This is a genomic window from Pontibacter vulgaris (genome assembly GCF_022758145.1).
Lineage (GTDB): Bacteria > Bacteroidota > Bacteroidia > Cytophagales > Hymenobacteraceae > Pontibacter > Pontibacter vulgaris.
Window position 1 is genome coordinate 36,819 of the sequence record NZ_JAJVDH010000004.1, and the last position, 16,610, is coordinate 53,428.

At 43.8% G+C, this 16,610-nt stretch carries 12 protein-coding genes; 5 read left to right on the forward strand and 7 right to left on the reverse strand.

Annotated elements, in window-relative coordinates:
• The 3 genes from LWP20_RS10345 to LWP20_RS10355 are packed head-to-tail and all read right to left on the reverse strand — an operon-like array spanning position 1 to position 3,354.
• The gene (locus tag LWP20_RS10345; protein ID WP_242928069.1) at positions 1 to 1,473 is read right to left on the reverse strand and encodes a tetratricopeptide repeat protein; all 1,473 of its coding nucleotides are present in this window, start codon (positions 1,471 to 1,473) and stop codon (positions 1 to 3) included.
• Positions 1,474 to 1,518: 45 nt separating this feature from the next.
• Entirely contained in the window at positions 1,519 to 2,250 is a 732-nt protein-coding gene (locus LWP20_RS10350) for a zinc ribbon domain-containing protein (RefSeq protein WP_242928070.1), read from the reverse strand.
• A 3-nt stretch (positions 2,251 to 2,253) separates the two neighbouring features.
• Positions 2,254 to 3,354, reverse strand: a complete 1,101-nt coding sequence (locus LWP20_RS10355; RefSeq protein ID WP_242928071.1) for a Nif3-like dinuclear metal center hexameric protein — start codon at positions 3,352 to 3,354, stop codon at positions 2,254 to 2,256.
• A gap of 71 nt (positions 3,355 to 3,425) precedes the next feature.
• On the opposite strand from LWP20_RS10355, the gene lpxK reads away from it, so the two are divergent.
• From lpxK to LWP20_RS10370, 3 genes are all read left to right on the forward strand, one after another.
• On the forward strand, positions 3,426 to 4,484 hold the full coding sequence (gene lpxK, locus LWP20_RS10360) for a tetraacyldisaccharide 4'-kinase (protein WP_242928072.1): 1,059 nt from the start codon (positions 3,426 to 3,428) through the stop codon (positions 4,482 to 4,484).
• 91 nt (positions 4,485 to 4,575) lie between these two features.
• Complete coding sequence (locus tag LWP20_RS10365; RefSeq protein ID WP_242928073.1) at positions 4,576 to 6,459, forward strand: putative porin; 1,884 nt, start codon at positions 4,576 to 4,578, stop codon at positions 6,457 to 6,459.
• Positions 6,460 to 6,501: 42 nt separating this feature from the next.
• On the forward strand, positions 6,502 to 7,110 hold the full coding sequence (locus LWP20_RS10370; protein WP_242928074.1) for a MiaE family protein: 609 nt from the start codon (positions 6,502 to 6,504) through the stop codon (positions 7,108 to 7,110).
• A gap of 148 nt (positions 7,111 to 7,258) precedes the next feature.
• On the opposite strand, the gene LWP20_RS10375 is transcribed toward LWP20_RS10370, so the two are convergent.
• Entirely contained in the window at positions 7,259 to 8,524 is a 1,266-nt protein-coding gene (locus tag LWP20_RS10375) for an asparagine synthetase B (RefSeq protein WP_242928075.1), read from the reverse strand.
• 137 nt (positions 8,525 to 8,661) lie between these two features.
• Here LWP20_RS10375 and LWP20_RS10380 point away from each other — a divergent pair, with 137 nt between their 5' ends.
• Entirely contained in the window at positions 8,662 to 9,906 is a 1,245-nt protein-coding gene (locus LWP20_RS10380) for an ABC transporter permease (RefSeq protein WP_242928076.1), read from the forward strand.
• Between the two features lie 174 nt (positions 9,907 to 10,080).
• On the opposite strand, the gene LWP20_RS10385 is transcribed toward LWP20_RS10380, so the two are convergent.
• The 3 genes from LWP20_RS10385 to LWP20_RS18365 form a co-directional block, all read right to left on the reverse strand.
• Entirely contained in the window at positions 10,081 to 10,695 is a 615-nt protein-coding gene (locus LWP20_RS10385; protein WP_242928077.1) for an OmpH/Skp family outer membrane protein, read from the reverse strand.
• A 90-nt stretch (positions 10,696 to 10,785) separates the two neighbouring features.
• Positions 10,786 to 12,105, reverse strand: coding sequence for a tRNA (N(6)-L-threonylcarbamoyladenosine(37)-C(2))-methylthiotransferase MtaB (mtaB, locus tag LWP20_RS10390; protein WP_242928078.1), 1,320 nt, complete (start codon positions 12,103 to 12,105; stop codon positions 10,786 to 10,788).
• A gap of 148 nt (positions 12,106 to 12,253) precedes the next feature.
• Positions 12,254 to 14,092: an LTA synthase family protein gene (locus LWP20_RS18365; protein WP_242928079.1), complete on the reverse strand. Its 1,839-nt coding sequence runs from the start codon at positions 14,090 to 14,092 to the stop codon at positions 12,254 to 12,256.
• 255 nt (positions 14,093 to 14,347) lie between these two features.
• Here LWP20_RS18365 and LWP20_RS10400 point away from each other — a divergent pair, with 255 nt between their 5' ends.
• Positions 14,348 to 16,540 (forward strand): glutamine synthetase III family protein, encoded by a 2,193-nt coding sequence (locus tag LWP20_RS10400; protein WP_242928080.1) that lies wholly within the window; start codon positions 14,348 to 14,350, stop codon positions 16,538 to 16,540.
• The last annotated feature ends 70 nt before the right edge of the window (positions 16,541 to 16,610 follow it).

Consider the following 16,610-nt stretch of genomic DNA (forward strand, 5'->3'; position numbering starts at 1 on the left):
TTAGAGCGCAGATAATGCCAGCTTGGCTTTTTGGTCAATACTGTTTTTGTAGGCGTGGCCTTTATAGCTTATAGCCTTTCTGAAGTATACTTTAGCTTTAACCGGATCATTTTCTGACTGGTAAATATAACCTAATTGCAGGGCAGCATTAGGCGCAAAGTATAACCCGGAATTAAGATCAGTGCTTATTGTTTGGTTATAGAAGCGTTTTGCCAGCATAACTTCATTAAGGTCATGATAAATGCGAGCCTTTCGGTAAAAATATTCGCCCTGTAAAGCTTGCGGAGTAGCCTTCGTAATTTCTAAACGGTTTAGTTCTTTCAGCGCCTCACGACCATAGCCACCATCAGAGTATAGTCTTGCCAGGAGCAAATGCCTGTTCAATGGCAAGTTTTCGTCTGCGAAACGTTCTGCATAAACATCTTCTTCCACCACTGCCTTGCCCAACGCTTTCACCTGAGCCAGATGAAACTCTGCCTGCTTAAAGTTATTATCTAACCAAAATGCTAAATAGAGTTTAAAATGAGCTGATTTGAGATAATGTTGCCCCTTGTGCTTAGAAAGAAAAATCTTGTTCTCCTGTACAGATCGTTCTGTATTGCCGCGGCATAAGTATAATTCAGCAGCCATGTGGTACAGGTATGGGAAGGCTAAATAATAGCTACCAGTTGGCCTGTTTTGCAAACTATACAGCGCCTCATTGCTTTTCTTTAGCTTCTTGTTTACATAAGCTGTAACAAAAGTATAAAGCAAGTTATCCGGCTCGTCCTTTGCCAGTTTTTGAATAACGGCTAATGTAGTATATCCTTGCTGCTGGTCTAGTTGCTGCTGCAATAAAGCATGCAATACCAATGCTTCTTTATAGAAAGGATTTTCTTTGCTGGTAGCTGACCTTAAATTGGCTAGTCCGGTTGCTAAGCTGCCCTGCATGCCCATTATATTGAGAAACCACTTATAACTATCCGGCACAGACCCGATCAAGGCCTGCATTAAACCTAATGACTTTTTGTTGGGGAGAAAACCAGGATATAGTTTAGCATTGGCCTCGTATTGCAGGTAAGCTAGACGGAAATCCCATGCCGCTGCCAGGCGGTGCCCGAAAATAAGTTTACTGATTGCCAGTTGGGCTCGTATTTCAGCTATACCATAACCAACCCACGGCGAGGCCTCTTTAAGATCTGATAACTGTTGCAGCCTTTTTTCCTGCGCTTTGAGCAATTCGTTATAATCATGTGGGTTTTGCTGTACGCATAAAGTCAGGAAATCAGGGTAGTTGGCAACAAGTATAGCTACTGCATTCCGGCTATCGGATTGCAGCTCTTTTTGAATAAGCGTCCGCCCGGTAGCAGTTTTCAGTTTTATACTTTCAGAATAAGCCCTGGCAATATTGCTGTTAAAAGAGGAGAGCGCAAAAGTTGGCAGGTTGAACAGGCAGATGCACAGCAACAAAAAAAAAGGATGGGGTTTAGCCATCCTTTTTATGTTTTTACTAAAGCGTACTACGCTCCTCATATTTTATTAGAATATGCGCTGCTCTACACCGGCTAAAATTCTGCCGCAGTGCTCGCAAACGATAACTTTTTTCTGCGCTGCAATATCAGCCTGACGCTGAGGAGGAACAGTGTTAAAGCAACCACCGCAGGCATCACGCTTTACCGTTACAACAGCCAGGCCGTTGCGAACGTTTTTGCGGATACGGTTGTAAGCGCTAAGCAAACGCTCTTCGATGTGCGTAGAAGCTTCTGTGCGATCGTGTTCTAGCTTTTGCTCTTCTTCTTCGCTCTCAGATACAATCTGGTCCAGCTCATGCTTTTTGTTCTCAAGGTCTTTGCGACGCTCTTCCAAACGGTGCTTTGTGCCTTCTACCTCGTTGTTTTTCTGCTCGATCTGGTAATGTGCTTCTTTGATCTTCTTTTCAGCGATCTGGATTTCCAGTTTCTGAAGTTCTATCTCTTTTGTGATAGCATCATACTCGCGGTTGTTGCGCACATTTGACTGCTGATCTTCATACTTGCGGATCAGGCCTTCTGCATCTTTGATAGACTGCTTGCGTTGCGCAATGGCTTCGTTAAGAGAAGCTACATCATCATCAAACTTGCGTACCCTTACCTCATAGCCTTCAATTTCATCTTCAAGGTCACGAACCTCTTCGGGCAGGTCACCCCTTACGCGTCTAATTTCATCAAGCTGCGAATCGATGCTCTGAAGCTTTAATAGAGATTCCAATTTACTGGCTACCGTACTTTCCATGTATTAAAAAGTGTATCTGATAGGGTTAGTGTTTACGTTCGATAAATAGACTGCAAAAGTAGCAAAGTTTTTTGAAATCGTATCATAAAAAATCTCCTTCGTAAAGACTTCGCTCTCATAATGCCCGATATCGGCAATCATTATCCGGTTTTCTGCATCAAAAAACTCATGATACTTTACATCCCCGGTTACAAGAGCATCGGCACCGCTACGGATGGCATCCTTAATTAAAAAGCTGCCGGAACCACCGCAAACTGCCACGCGCCTGATTATTTTACTACCAACTGAAGTATAACGTAGGCCCTGCAACTGCATTTTATCTTTCAGATACGCCAGAAACTGCTCTTCTGTTAAATCTGGTGCAAGTTCGCCAACCATTCCGATGCCAACTTCCTGGTTCGTATTTTCTAAGGCTGTTATATAATGGGCTACTTCTTCGTAAGGGTGTGCTTTTACCAGCGCTGCCATAAGATTGTGCTGCATATAGGCCGGAAAAATTACCTCGATGCGGTTTTCCTGTACTTGCTCTGGTTTACCAACCTGACCTATTTTAGGGTCTGCACCTTCAGTAGGCAAAAATCTACCGGTTCCCTGTACCTGGAAACTACAGTTGCTATAGTTGCCAATCTGGCCGGCTCCGGCTTTATGCAAGGCATCCAGCACTTCATCTGTATTAGCTACCGGTACAAAAACCACCAGTTTCATCAGGGTCTGGGGCTTATTTACCAATATCCGTGTGTTCAGTAACTCCAGTTTTTCAGCGATTTTGGCATTTACACCGTTGTGCACATTGTCTAAATTGGTGTGACAGGCAAAAATGGCAATATTATGCTGTATGGCTTTAATAATAGTACGCTCTACATAACTGCGGCCGATTAGCGATTTTATACCTTTAAATATAACCGGATGGTGCGCCACTACCAGGTTGCAGCCTTTAGCTATAGCCTCTTCCAGCACTTCTTCGGTGCAGTCCAGCGTCACAAGCACGCCTTTTACTTCATCAGCACCGTTTCCTGTTTGCAGGCCAGAGTTGTCGTAGCTTTCCTGGTAACGGGGAGGAGCGTAGGCTTCCAGCACCCTGATAACATCCTGTATTGTTGCCATGTAATTCTTCTTTATGTCTTATAGCTGTATCGGCACGTTAAAATTAGTAATTTTGCGCCAGCTATAACACTATGGTATACTATCTGAAATTGCTGCTCTGGCCTTTTGCCTTTCTCTACGGTCGTATAATGGCAGTGCGAAATCTGCTTTACGATGCTGGCCTGCTGCCTTCCCGCAGGTTTGGTTTGCCGGTTATAGCAGTTGGCAACCTGACCGTAGGCGGCACCGGAAAAACCCCGCATGTGGAGTACCTGTTGCGCCTGCTTCAATCTTATAGTATAGCTACGCTTAGCCGGGGTTACAAGCGTACTACTAAGGGATTTATACTTGCAGATAACAGCTCAACTGCTGCTATTTTAGGCGATGAGCCTTTTCAATATCACCAGGATTTTCCGGAGGTAGCTGTAGCTGTATGCGAAGACCGGGTTAAAGGAGTGGAGCTGCTTCTGAAAGCAAAACCCAATGTGGAAGTAGTGGTGCTGGATGATGCCATGCAACACCGCCCAATCAGGCCGTCTTTTAACATTCTGATCACAGATTTTTTCCGGCCATTTTATAAAGACCTGGTTATGCCAGCCGGCCTGTTGCGCGAACCAAAAGCCGGAGCGAAGCGGGCAGATGTAATTATTGTAAGTAAATGCCCTGCAAATTTGCCAGCTGCGCAGAGAGAAAGTATAACCGCAAGTATAAAAAAGTATAGCAAGGCGCCGGTATTTTTTTCTGGTTATACTTATGGAGCACCAGTTGGTATAGGATCAGAAAGTAGCATAAATAATGATGTTATTTTACTGACAGGTATAGCCAATGCAATGCCGTTAAAGCAGCAACTTCAGCAACAGGGTTATACAATACTCGAACATATAAATTACCCGGATCACCATCTTTATACTTCCCAGGATTTGCTTAAACTAAAAGAGCAAATACACAAGTATAAATCACAAAATATCAGCATTATAACAACCAGAAAAGATGCTGTAAAATTAGAGTCGGGGGAGCTCTCAGAAATGACACGCCTGTTACCAATTTTCTATATACCGATCGAAGTAGAATTACTGGAAAAACAAGAGGAGTTTGATAGTATGATCGGGCAGCATGTTTTACAGCAATTCAAAAATGTAATTAGATCGTAAAACAGCATACTCAGATTAAATTTATACTTTGCTTTAGCCAGAACGCACGCCGGAAATGTGCTTGTTGTGCGAAAATCACTAATTTTGAACTGTGAGAAAAAATCTATTAGCTGGAATTATACTTATACTTTGCCTGCTAGCGGGCAAAAGCGCTACGGCGCAGATTGTAGATGATTCGACGCGTGTGCTTTACAGCCCGAAAACAACGCTAAAACTTTACGAAGAAGACGTACTTCAGGGGAAATACACAGAGTCGCGCATCGATACAAGTATACAGAACACACAGAACGAACGCTACTGGTTTCATGATACCACTTACTACCAGCATTTGGGCAATGTTGGTACAGCTGCTAAACCCTTGTTTTTCAATTCGCCCAACAAAATTGGCATCCGTTTAGGTAAAAACGCTTTCGACCGCTACGCTTACAACCCCGAAAGAATCAATTACTTTAATACACGCTCTCCATACTCACATATTTATTATGTACAGGGCTCACGTGGCGAAACCGTTTTTGAAGGCATTTATGCTCGAAATATTAGCCCAACATGGAATGCCGGCATTGCCTATAATATAGTTTCAGCTACCAAACAAATAAACGTTCTCAGCCGCCGCGAAAATCTTGATAACCTGATAGACCATGAAGGCCTGAAAGCATTTACCCATTACCGCTCTAAAAAAGGGCGTTACGATTTGTTTGCCAACTTTACGTTTATGAAGCATGAGCAGATTGAGCAAGGTGGGGTACGCAGATCTGAGACAGAAACTGGCGAAGATACTTTTGAATATGAGAACGACTTGGCTTACCTGAACCAGGCCTCTAACCAGGAATACCGCAATAACCTGCATGCCCTGCAGATTTTAAAAATTGCCGGCGAGCATTTAAAAGCTTACCATACTATAGATTACCGCACGCAACGCAACGAGTTTAAAGACGATGCCTTACCAAGAGATGCCAACAATGTGCTGGAGTTTTACCCGGATACTATTATAAACTACGATTCTGTAAAAACCCGTGACCGTACAATCTATAAGGAATTACAAAATATAGTTGGCTTTACCGGCAACAGTAAAATTTCCTTTTATAAAGCTTATGTAAAGCACCGCAACGGCAATTTAGAGTATAGCTCCGTAGACTCGGCCAATGTAAGAAAAGCTACGGATATAAACCGTAACCAGATTTTTGTTGGTGGCCAGCTGCGTTTCAATTATAAAAAAGCGTTGCTACAGTTTGATGGCGAATACCAACTGGCTAAAGATTACCGCCTGATGGGGGTTGCAAAACTTGGCTTCCTTCAATTTACGCAGTCACGTATCAGTCAATCACCTTCGCTGGTGCAGGAGCGTTACCTGAGCAATCATTTCGATTGGAATAGTAACTTCGAGAATTCCGTTACTGACCGTTCAGAAGCTACAATTACGGCAAAACTTGGGGCAAAGCAGTTTGTGCGTATTGGCGCTAACTTTAATAACATCAAGCGCTATATCTACTTTAACCAGAATGCCGAAGCAGCACAGTTCAGCGGAAGCCAGCGCATATTCGGCGGACAAATTGAGCACCATATCCGTTTTGGCCCTATTCATTTCGAAAACTTTGCTGCTTACACCAACACAGACGAGGCAGAAGCTATCAGAATACCGGAGTGGTTTGTTAACTCTAAATTATACTTCCAGGGCTTCCTTTTCAAAAAAGCATTATTCGGGCAGTTTGGTGTGGAAATGAATTTGCCTACCGACTACAAGCCTGATGCCTACATGCCGGTTACGCAACAGTTTTACCTCCAGGACAACTTCCTTTTCAAGACCTATCCGGTGGTGGACGTATTCATAACTGCTGACATCAAAACCCTGAACGTATTCCTGAAAATGGCGCACGTAAACGAAGGCTGGCTGGAACCTGGTTACTATACTACCCCAGGTTTCCCGGGCATGCGCCGCAGCTTTGTATTTGGCATTAAGTGGATGTTCTTCGATTAAGACCACTTTAAGCCAGATTTTATACTTTAGATTATTATTCAAATGTCTACTTCTCAACCAACAAAAACTATACTTCGCCTGCAATTGCCAACTGATCCGCGGTGGGTAAATATTGCAGAAAAGAACATTGAAGATATATTGGTAGACCATGCTTATTGTGAGCAGAAAGCAGCCACATCGGCCATTTCGCTTATAGTTAAGTACCCTGATAAAACCAAGTTGGTTGATGAATTGACCGACTTGGTTGCAGAAGAATGGAGCCACTTTGAGCGTGTACTGGCTGAACTTAAAAAGCGTGGCTGGGGATTAGGCCGTAACCGTCCGGATGAGTACGTGGTAGAGCTTGCCAAACACATCCGTAAAGGCGACAAGCGCGAGCGCCAACTCATGGACCACCTGCTAGTAAATGCCTTAATAGAAGCCCGCAGCTGCGAACGTTTTAAACTTCTCTGGAAAAACATCCAGGACGAAGACTTGCAGAAATTTTACTACGAACTGATGGTGTCAGAAGCTGGCCATTATGTAAGCTTTGTAAAGCTGGCAAAAGAATACATGCCGGCAGAAGAAGTGGATGCCCGCCTGAAAGAACTCCTCGAAATTGAAGCTGAAATAATCAGAAAGCTCGAGCCACGGCCAGACAGAATGCACTAGTACAGGGAACAGTGAATGGTAAGCAGTTATTTACTGGAGTAAACTTGTAAGTATAAAAGCAAAGGCCGGAATGAAACTCCGGCCTTTGCTTTTATACTTTAACAAAAATTAATTCTGATAACTGTTTACTGCTTATTGAAAACTGAAATCACGTTTTCTGCTTTTTCTTTTTAGCCGCAGGGAAAAGGATATTGTTAAGTATAAGCCGGTAACCAGGCGAGTTTGGATGAAGTGCAAGATCTGTTGGTTCTTCGCCTACCAAATGCTGGTAATCTTCCGGATCGTGGCCGCTGTAGAACGTCCAGGTGCCTTTTGCATAAGTGCCGTGCATGTATCTGATCTCACCCAGTTCCTTGTTTTCACCCATCACTACAACTTCAGGTTTAACCAGGCCTTTGCGGAAAGCGGTAGTTTGCCCCATAAAGCCTTTTATAGTTTTAGCATGGTTCTGCGTGAGCATGGTAGGTATAGGGTCCCATTTGGCAGAGTAGGTAAACAACTGGAAATAATCATTCTCCTCATTTACCGGGCGTTCCTGTGGTTGCACATCTATGTTCGAGTACTCATACTCCAGCGGGTTACGCACCAATTTAAAATCGCGGAAAGCAAAAGTTTTAGTATAATCAAGCTTTTCCTGCATTTGCGGGTCAGCGCCGTCGCCATCATACATAGCTTCCACCATATCCACTCCTTCGCCTGCCAGGGCAATATCATAGGTATCTGTGGCAGAGCACATCGCAAACAGGAAACCGCCGCCGGCTGTAAAATCTTTAATCTTATTCACTACTGCCAACTTCAATTGCGATACTTTCTTAAAGCCGAGCTTTTTGGCAGAGGTTTCTGCTTCCAGCTGCTGCTCCTGATACCATGGGTAATGGCGGTAACTAGCGTAAAATTTGCCATACTGGCCTGTGAAATCCTCATGGTGCAGGTGCAGCCAATCATACTTGGGTAAGTCGCCACGCATAATTTCCTCATCATAAATTATGTCGTAAGGGATTTCGGCATAGGTCAGAACCAAAGTAACGGCATCGTCCCAGGGCATTTTAGTTTTCGGTGAGTATACAGCAACTTTAGGCACTTTCTCCAGCTTCATCACATCCATATTTGCTTCCGGATCGCTTATCTGGTTAAGTATACTATTATACTGTGCATCTGAAATAACATTATAGCTTATACCTCGAACCACCAATTCGTTTTCAAGCTGCGGTGCATGCTGGAAGGCAAAACTGCCGCCACGGTAATTGAGCAACCAATCTACCGGCACATCCTTGGAAAGTACCCAATAAGCAGCTCCATAGGATTTCAGATGATCTTTCTGGGCATCATCCATTGGCACCAGAACCACAGAAGCCAGACTAACTGAAGTATAAAACAGCAGCGCAAAAAGAGCAAGTATAAATCGGGTTGGCATTAAAATCCTTGTCTAAAGTATAAACAAATGTAAGAAATGGATACTTTTATCATAAAATGAAACTAACTTAGATGTTTAGCACATCTTTGCTATACTAAACGAAAATTAAGAATAAAAGCGCATAATTATTTTGCCGGATGAACCTGATCGAAAATATACGCGAGGGCCTGCGTGCCATTAAAGGCAATATGCTACGCACCGTACTAACTGGCCTTATTATTTCTATCGGCATTATGTCGCTGGTCGGAATTCTGACGGCTGTAGATGGTATCAAAAACTCCCTGGACCAAACTTTTTCCAGTTTAGGAGCCAACTCTTTCGATATCCGAAGAAAAGGCTTTAATAACAGGGGCAACCAGCGCGGGCGAACCGAGAAAGTGTACCCGGCAATTACCTATGAGCAGGCTCGTTCTTATAAAAACTTATTATCTAAGGATGCGCGTGTAAGTCTCTCGGCACGTATTTCTGGGGCTACCGTGGTTAAAAGTGAAAAAGATAAAACCAACCCAAATATAAGCATTGCTGCCGGCGACGAAAATTACCTTCAGAACCAGAATATGAACCTGGCAAATGGTCGCGGTTTTTCAAGTTTCGAACTCGAGTATGGTACTAACGTGGCTATTATTGGCAATGAAATAAAAACAAAGCTTTTCCCTAAAACCGATCCGATAGGTTCATACATCACATTTTTAGGCCGGCGGTTTAAGATTATAGGTCAGTTGGAAAAAACAGGCGGAAGTATGGGTGGAGGCGGAGGAGACCGCACCATTGTTATCCCGCTGGAAACCGGCAGGCAAATTCCGCAACCTGGCAACTCAGTTCTTAACTATGATATTAAAACGGCTATACCAAAGCCCGAAGAACTAAATTACGTGATGGGAGAAGCTACCGGCATTATGCGCAACGTACGGCAGGACGCTTTGGGCCAGGAAGAATCTTTTGAAATAAGACGCAGTGATTCTTTATTACAAAGCCTGAATGAAATTTCCGGTTATTTAAAAGTAGGTGGCTTTGTGATCGGGTTTATCACCTTGCTTGGTGCGTCTGTTGGTTTGATGAATATCATGATGGTTTCGGTAAATGAGCGCACCCGCGAAATAGGCGTTCGCAAAGCCTTGGGTGCCACTGCCGTTCAGATTCGTCAGCAGTTTCTTATAGAAGCGATTGTTATTTGTATACTTGGCGGTATAGTTGGTGTGTTCCTGGGCATACTGATGGGCAACGGCATTGCCGCACTTATTGGCGATGGCGGCTTTATAGTACCGTGGATCTGGGTTATAGTTGGCCTTACCATTTGTGTGGTTGTGGGAGTTATTTCCGGCTACTATCCGGCCTTTAAAGCCTCCAAACTCGACCCGATTGAATCGTTACGTTACGAGTAGATCAATCTACAAAGTATAAAATAAAGGCCCTTGCTATACTAGCAAGGGCCTTTATTTTGCTAAAGTATAAAAGCAGCACAATAACTCAACTCAGAAGTATAACAAAGTATGAACCCACAAAAAACCCCTGGCTATAGGAGCCAGGGGTTTTTATATCAGAGGAAATAAGCTTAACTATTTCTTTTTAGCTTCTTCCTTCGGTTGATCTTTTTCTTTCTTGTACTGCTCGTTCAGGCCTTTCACTACAGCAGAAGTAATATCCAGTGTAGAATCGCTGTAAAGTATGGCAGAGTTTCCGCGTGAGTACGTTAACACCATTTTGTAACCATTCTCTTTGCTGTGGTCTTTCAGGTAAGATTCTACTTTGTCGTAGATCTTTTTCATCTCTTCGCCTTCTTCAGATGCCAGTTCGTTACCTGCATTCTGATTAAGTGCAGCTAATTGCTGTTGCTTCTGTGATAGACGTTGCTCGGTAGCGGCACGTTGCTCAGCGCTCATGCCTGCAGCTGCCTGCTGGTACTGCGCTACTTCTTTCTGGAAAGCACCTGCTTTAGACTGAAGGTCCTGCTCAGCTTTCTTAGACTTGCCCTGCAGGCGCGTACGCACATCTTTAAAGTAGTCGTAATTAGCCAGAAGTGAATCAGAATTTACGTAAACGATACCTTCTTTTGGCGCTTCTGTAGTGGTTTCTCCGGCTGTAGTGCCAGTGGCAGCTGTTTTTGGCTGGTTGTTGCAGGCAAACATGGTGGCTGCCATAGCTACTCCCAAAGCGATTCTTGTTACTTTCACAGTTGGTTCTTTATTCTTAAAATTGATTTTTAATATATTCTGGTAGAAATATAAAGCATATTTATGAAAGCATCATAATTTAATGCCTTTTTAATGCTGCAAAACCTCTTTATAAGTTTCTTCAGCCTCCATTAACCCGCTAGCATTTACAGTGGTCAGGCGTACATGCTTCTGCTCGTTAACCAGTACCGGGTCATACTTGGCAACCACGCGCACATAGTTTTCTGTAAAACCTTCCATCAGCCCATCCTTCACATCGTCTTCGAACAGCACATTAAATACTTTACCAATGTTCTGCTCGTAAAAATGGCGTTTCTTCTTTTCAGAAAGTATGCGAAGCATGTCAGCACGGCGGTTGCGATCTTTTATACTCACTTTACCCGGCATTTCAGGCGCCAGTGTATTTTCGCGTTCAGAGTATGGGAATACGTGCAGGTAACTCACATCCAGGCCGTTTAAGAAGTTATAAGTCTCCAGGAAATCTTCTTCTGTTTCACCCGGAAAGCCCACAATCACATCCACGCCAATACAGCAATGCGGCATCAACGCTTTAATAGTGGCTACACGGTCGGTATACAGCTCGCGCAGGTAACGGCGGCGCATCAGCTTTAAAATTTTATTCGAGCCGGATTGTAACGGAATATGGAAGTGCGGCATAAAGCGTTTGCTCTGCGCCACAAATTCTATAATCTCATTACTTAACAGGTTAGGTTCGATAGAGGAGATACGGAAACGGTTTATACTTTCAACCTTATCGAGCTCCTGCACCAGTTGGTAAAAGCTCTCCACGCGCTTGCCTTCCTGCAAACCGAAATCGCCGGTATTTACACCTGTCAGCACAATCTCTTTTACACCGGAAGCAGCAATGTCATGCGCCGACTTTACCACATTCTCTATACTATCGGAGCGGCTGTTGCCACGGGCCAGGGGTATGGTACAGAAAGTGCAGGAATAATCGCAACCATCCTGTACTTTAAGGAAAGTGCGCGTACGATCGCCAAATGAATAAGAGTTATGGAATGTATTAGCTTCAGAAATGGCGCTTGCCAGCACTTGTGGCTTGCCCTGTTTTACAAAACCATCCAGAATATCCACCAACTGAAACTTCTCGGCTGCACCTAAAACGGCATCAACACCCGGAATTTCGCTGATCTCTTTTGGCTTAAGCTGTGCGTAACAACCTATTATCGTAATAAAAGCATTGGGAGAATGCTTCTGGGCTTCCTTCACAATTTTGCGGCATTTCTTGTCGGCGTTATCTGTAACAGAACACGTATTGATGACATAAATGTCTGGCGTATCGGTAAACTCTACTTTTTCGAAACCACGCTCCTGGAACATACGCCCGATAGTGCTGGTTTCGGAGTAGTTAAGTTTACAACCTAAGGTATAAAAAGCTACTTTTTTCATAATCAGGGTACAAAGGTACAAAAAGTAATTCTGAAAGTGCGAATGCGATAAGTTGCTATTAAAGGAACAATTAGTAAATAACTAAAAACCTGATTAACTACAGCTTAAAGTATAACTGGCTGGTTTTTAAAATCTTGCACATTTATACTTACTTCTTCAGAAAATCTTCAAAAGAATACTGCATATAAGCCTTACCAATATCAACCTGCTCGATTGTTACTGAAGCATCGCGCGTAATTGGCTTTTTAGATACATTATCATAAGTTAAAACTCCTTGCGGCGTGATAAAACCAAAGCCATCATTGAATACATAAAACGCAAAAGGATAATCAGTTGAAGCCATTAAGTTGCGGCCCCACTTAAAGTCCTGGTGCGGGAATTTTAGCTGGGCAAGCAGGGTAGTGGCTATATCGGTTTGCGAAGCCAGGGTTGTAACTTCTTTGCCTTTTTCAGATATAACACCGCCGGTAAGTATAAATGGTATCCGGAATTTTGCTGGCTCATGATTGGCGTTGTTTCCTGGCAACGGGTGGCCATGGTCTGCAACAATAACCACGAGGGTATTTTGCCACCAGGGCTGTTTTTTAGCCTCCGTTATAAACCTGCCAAGTGCCCAATCAGTGTAATAAACCGAATTCTTGAACTTGGCAGCGTCATCCGTTCCCGGAAATTTAGCCGGAATCGGAATTTCGAATGGTTCATGGCTACTCAAAGTATAAACCGTTGAAAAAAAAGGCATTTTTTCCTGTTTCAGATCTTTCAGCACGCGTTCAAACAAAATATGGTCATGGGCTCCCCATTTAGAGTTATAGCTTTCTGCCGGAAAATCCGCCTTATCGACCAGCTTATTATAGCCGCCATTGAGCAAGTATGATTTTATATTGGCAAACTCCAGCTCGCCGCCATAATAGTAACTTGTGGTATATCCCTGCTGCCTGAATACTTTGCTAAGTTGCGGCAGCTTCTCAGTTTTCTTTGGGGTTTTAATAATTGAAGTTGTTGTTTGTACCGGGTATCCACTTAGCAAAGCCACCATACCTTTTTCACTTCGGTCGCCGCTGGCATACATGTTTGTAAAACTGATGCCTTCAGCAGCAAGCTTATCCAGGTTAGGGGTTACGCCCTGTTCGCCTCCCAAGCTGCCAACCAGTTTTGCAGTATAACTCTCCAGTATAATAAAGAGCACGTTCGGTTTTGGGGTAGAAATAACTGTGGCAAAAGAATCGGTAGTAGTAGTATAAAGTTGCTCCACTCTACCCTCGGCCTCTGGCATTTGCATGTAGCCATACGGGTTTTTATGAACCTTATTATACTTTAGCAGAGCGTGCATCAGGTTCCAGGGCATGTTTAGGCCGGCATGGTTAGCGTAGGGGTTTTCAGAAAAATAAGCCACGCTTTGGTTGATCGGGATTTGCTGAATGCCCCCGCGTAAAGGCAACACCAGCAATATCAGGTATAAAAAGGAGGCAGAAATCATAGGCCATCTGTTATGCTGCAACCTGAATTTCTCGGGATCGAAGTATAACTTAAACAGAAGAATAAATAACGAGCTGATAGCGATCACTACTAAAAAAAGCAGGAATAAAGGCGCATTGGCAGCGGAAGCCGCCATCTCGCCGGGTGTGTTCAGATATTGCAGCGGCGATGCATCCAGCCGGAAACCCCAGAAAGTATAAAGCTCCAGATCAGCTGCCAGCAAAATGGTCATAAATACGAGTAAGGTATAAGTATAATACCTCACCAGCTTAGCTACATTAAGTTTAGGTAAAAGGGCAGCTATAAACAGAGCCAGAAAAGGCAGCAGCGAAGTATAAGCTGTAAAAGAAAAATCCAGGCGGGAGCCAAACAGAAAGGTTTTAGCCACCTCAGAAGCTGAAAGCTGCTCAGTCCGGTCTAAATGGTAAACCAGGAAAATGCCACGGGCTACTATATAATAGAGTACCCAGAACAAAAAGTATAAGGGCTGATAAAATATTCTTCTTTTCACGGGTGCAAATATACGCTATTACGCTTGCCTATGTAACCCAAGTATGCAGAAGAAGATTCCAACTAGTCACCCTATTAGAATTAGAGACCCACTTTCAAAAAATACATAAAATATATAAGCGTCCCCCTAACACAAGAGGGGCTATTCAAAAATAATCTACAGAATTCAGAATACACCCCCTAAATTTTTAAAGGGTATTATTTGATAATGTTATTTTAAGTATAACTTTGTGGTATACATAACCACCTTTAACCCATGGCTATTCTTCGATTTAAGGCACTGGAATTAGTAAGCCAGCGCAAAACACAGGAGGTTGCTCAATCTTCTGAAAAGATCTCTGATTTTTACGGCGAAAATGTGTTTGGCTTCGATGAGATGCGGGCTACCATGTCGTCTGATAATTTCAAGCGCTTGCAGCGTACAATTGAAGCCGGTGAAAAAGTAGACCGCCATCTGGCAGATGCGGTAGCTTCTGCCATGAAAACCTGGTCGATGAGCAAAGGTGCTACGCACTACACACACTGGTTTCAGCCCCTGACAGGCTCAACTGCCGAAAAACATGACTCATTCTTCGACCTTTCTTCGGATGGAGATGCAATAGAAAACTTTAAAGGTAACGCTTTGGTGCAGCAGGAACCGGATGCGTCGTCGTTCCCGAGCGGAGGTATACGAAATACATTTGAAGCCCGTGGTTACAGCGCCTGGGATCCTTCGTCGCCAGCTTTCCTAATACAGAACGCCGGCACCAAAACACTTTGTATCCCTACAATTTTCGTTTCTTATACTGGCGAGGCACTCGATTACAAAACGCCTTTGCTTAAATCACTGCACTTGTTAAGCCAGGCTGCGTTGCCGGTTTGCCAGTATTTCGATAAAGATATAACTAAGGTAAGCACCACTTTAGGTATAGAGCAGGAGTATTTCCTGGTTGATCGCGCCCTTTGGGAGGCACGCCCTGACCTGGTTATGACCGGCCGTACTTTAATTGGACATGCACCAGCTAAAGGCCAGCAGCTGGAAGACCATTATTTTGGTTCTATTCCAAGCCGTGTGCACGCCTACATGGTTGATTTTGAAAGAACAGCCCTGAAACTTGGCATTCCGTTAAGAACACGCCACAACGAAGTAGCGCCTAACCAGTTTGAGTGTGCTCCAACTTTTGAAGATGCCAACCTGGCCGTAGATCATAACCAGTTGTTAATGGATGTGATGGACCGTGTAGCAGAGCGCCATAACTTTAAAGTGTTACTTCATGAGAAACCTTATAAAGGCGTAAACGGCAGCGGCAAACATAACAACTGGGCCATGAGCACTAACACAGGCGTAAACCTGTTGGCACCTGGTAAAAAGCCGAAAGAAAATCTGCAGTTTCTGACGTTCTTTGTAAATACTATTATGGCTGTTTACAAGCACGCCGACCTGTTACGCGCAAGTATAGCATCAGCCAGCAACGACCACCGTTTGGGAGCCAACGAAGCACCTCCGGCAATTATGTCGGTTTTTGTGGGCCAGCAACTAACAGCTGTTCTGGATGAGCTGGAGCGCACTGCCAAAGTACCGATGGAGAAAGGCGATAACATGTACCTGAAACTGGGCATCGATAAAATACCGGAAATCCTACGCGATAACACAGACCGAAACCGTACATCGCCTTTTGCCTTTACAGGTAATAAATTCGAGTTCCGCGCGGTAGGTTCTTCTGCCAACAGTTCTTCTTCTATGACGGTGCTTAACACCATTGTTGCCGATCAGTTAGTGGAATTCCGCAAAACAGTGGATGAGTTGATAGACGGCCAGGGTATGAAAAAGGAGCTGGCGATTATTAAAGTGCTTCGCGATTATGTAGTAGCCTCTAAAGCAATCCGTTTCGAAGGCAATGGCTACTCGCAGGAATGGGCTGACGAAGCTGCTACCCGTGGATTATCTAATATTAAATCTACGCCGCTTGCCCTTGATGTGTATGAGCGCGAAGAAACAAAAGAGGTTTTCATAAAACATGGAATCTTTACAGACCTGGAGCTTTGCGCACGCCATGAAATTCTACTGGAGGATTATATTAAAAAGATCCAGATCGAGTCGCGTGTTTTAGGTGACCTGGCCGTGAACCACGTAATACCTACGGCAGTTGCTTACCAGAACAAGCTTATCCAGAACATTCGTGGTTTGAAAGAGCTTGGCCTGGAAGATGAGTACATGCAGACAACGCTGGAGTCTATCAAGAAAATGTCGCGCCACATCTCTACCATCCAGCGCAATGTTGACGAAATGATCGAAACGCGTAAAATAGCGAACAAACTAGATAACGTGCGTGACCGTGCTATTATGTACAACGAGAAGGTACTCAGCTATTTCGATACCATCCGCTACAGCGTAGATAAACTTGAACTGATGGTTGACGACGAAGACTGGCCACTGATTAAGTACCGCGAGCTGATGTTCAGACGCTAATATTTTATACTGCATAAAACAGTCAAGGCACCTAAATCGGGTGCCTTGACTGTTTATACTATATACTTAG

Bases quoted from the DNA above. Each gene is read 5' to 3' on its own strand.
- LWP20_RS10345 (WP_242928069.1), bottom strand. From the start codon at position 1,473: ATGGCTAAACCCCATCCTTTTTTTTTGTTGCTGTGCATCTGCCTGTTC.
- LWP20_RS10350 (WP_242928070.1), bottom strand. From the start codon at position 2,250: ATGGAAAGTACGGTAGCCAGTAAATTGGAATCTCTATTAAAGCTTCAG.
- LWP20_RS10355 (WP_242928071.1), bottom strand. From the start codon at position 3,354: ATGGCAACAATACAGGATGTTATCAGGGTGCTGGAAGCCTACGCTCCT.
- lpxK (WP_242928072.1), top strand. From the start codon at position 3,426: ATGGTATACTATCTGAAATTGCTGCTCTGGCCTTTTGCCTTTCTCTAC.
- LWP20_RS10370 (WP_242928074.1), top strand. From the start codon at position 6,502: ATGTCTACTTCTCAACCAACAAAAACTATACTTCGCCTGCAATTGCCA.
- LWP20_RS10375 (WP_242928075.1), bottom strand. From the start codon at position 8,524: ATGCCAACCCGATTTATACTTGCTCTTTTTGCGCTGCTGTTTTATACT.
- LWP20_RS10380 (WP_242928076.1), top strand. From the start codon at position 8,662: ATGAACCTGATCGAAAATATACGCGAGGGCCTGCGTGCCATTAAAGGC.
- mtaB (WP_242928078.1), bottom strand. From the start codon at position 12,105: ATGAAAAAAGTAGCTTTTTATACCTTAGGTTGTAAACTTAACTACTCC.
- LWP20_RS10400 (WP_242928080.1), top strand. From the start codon at position 14,348: ATGGCTATTCTTCGATTTAAGGCACTGGAATTAGTAAGCCAGCGCAAA.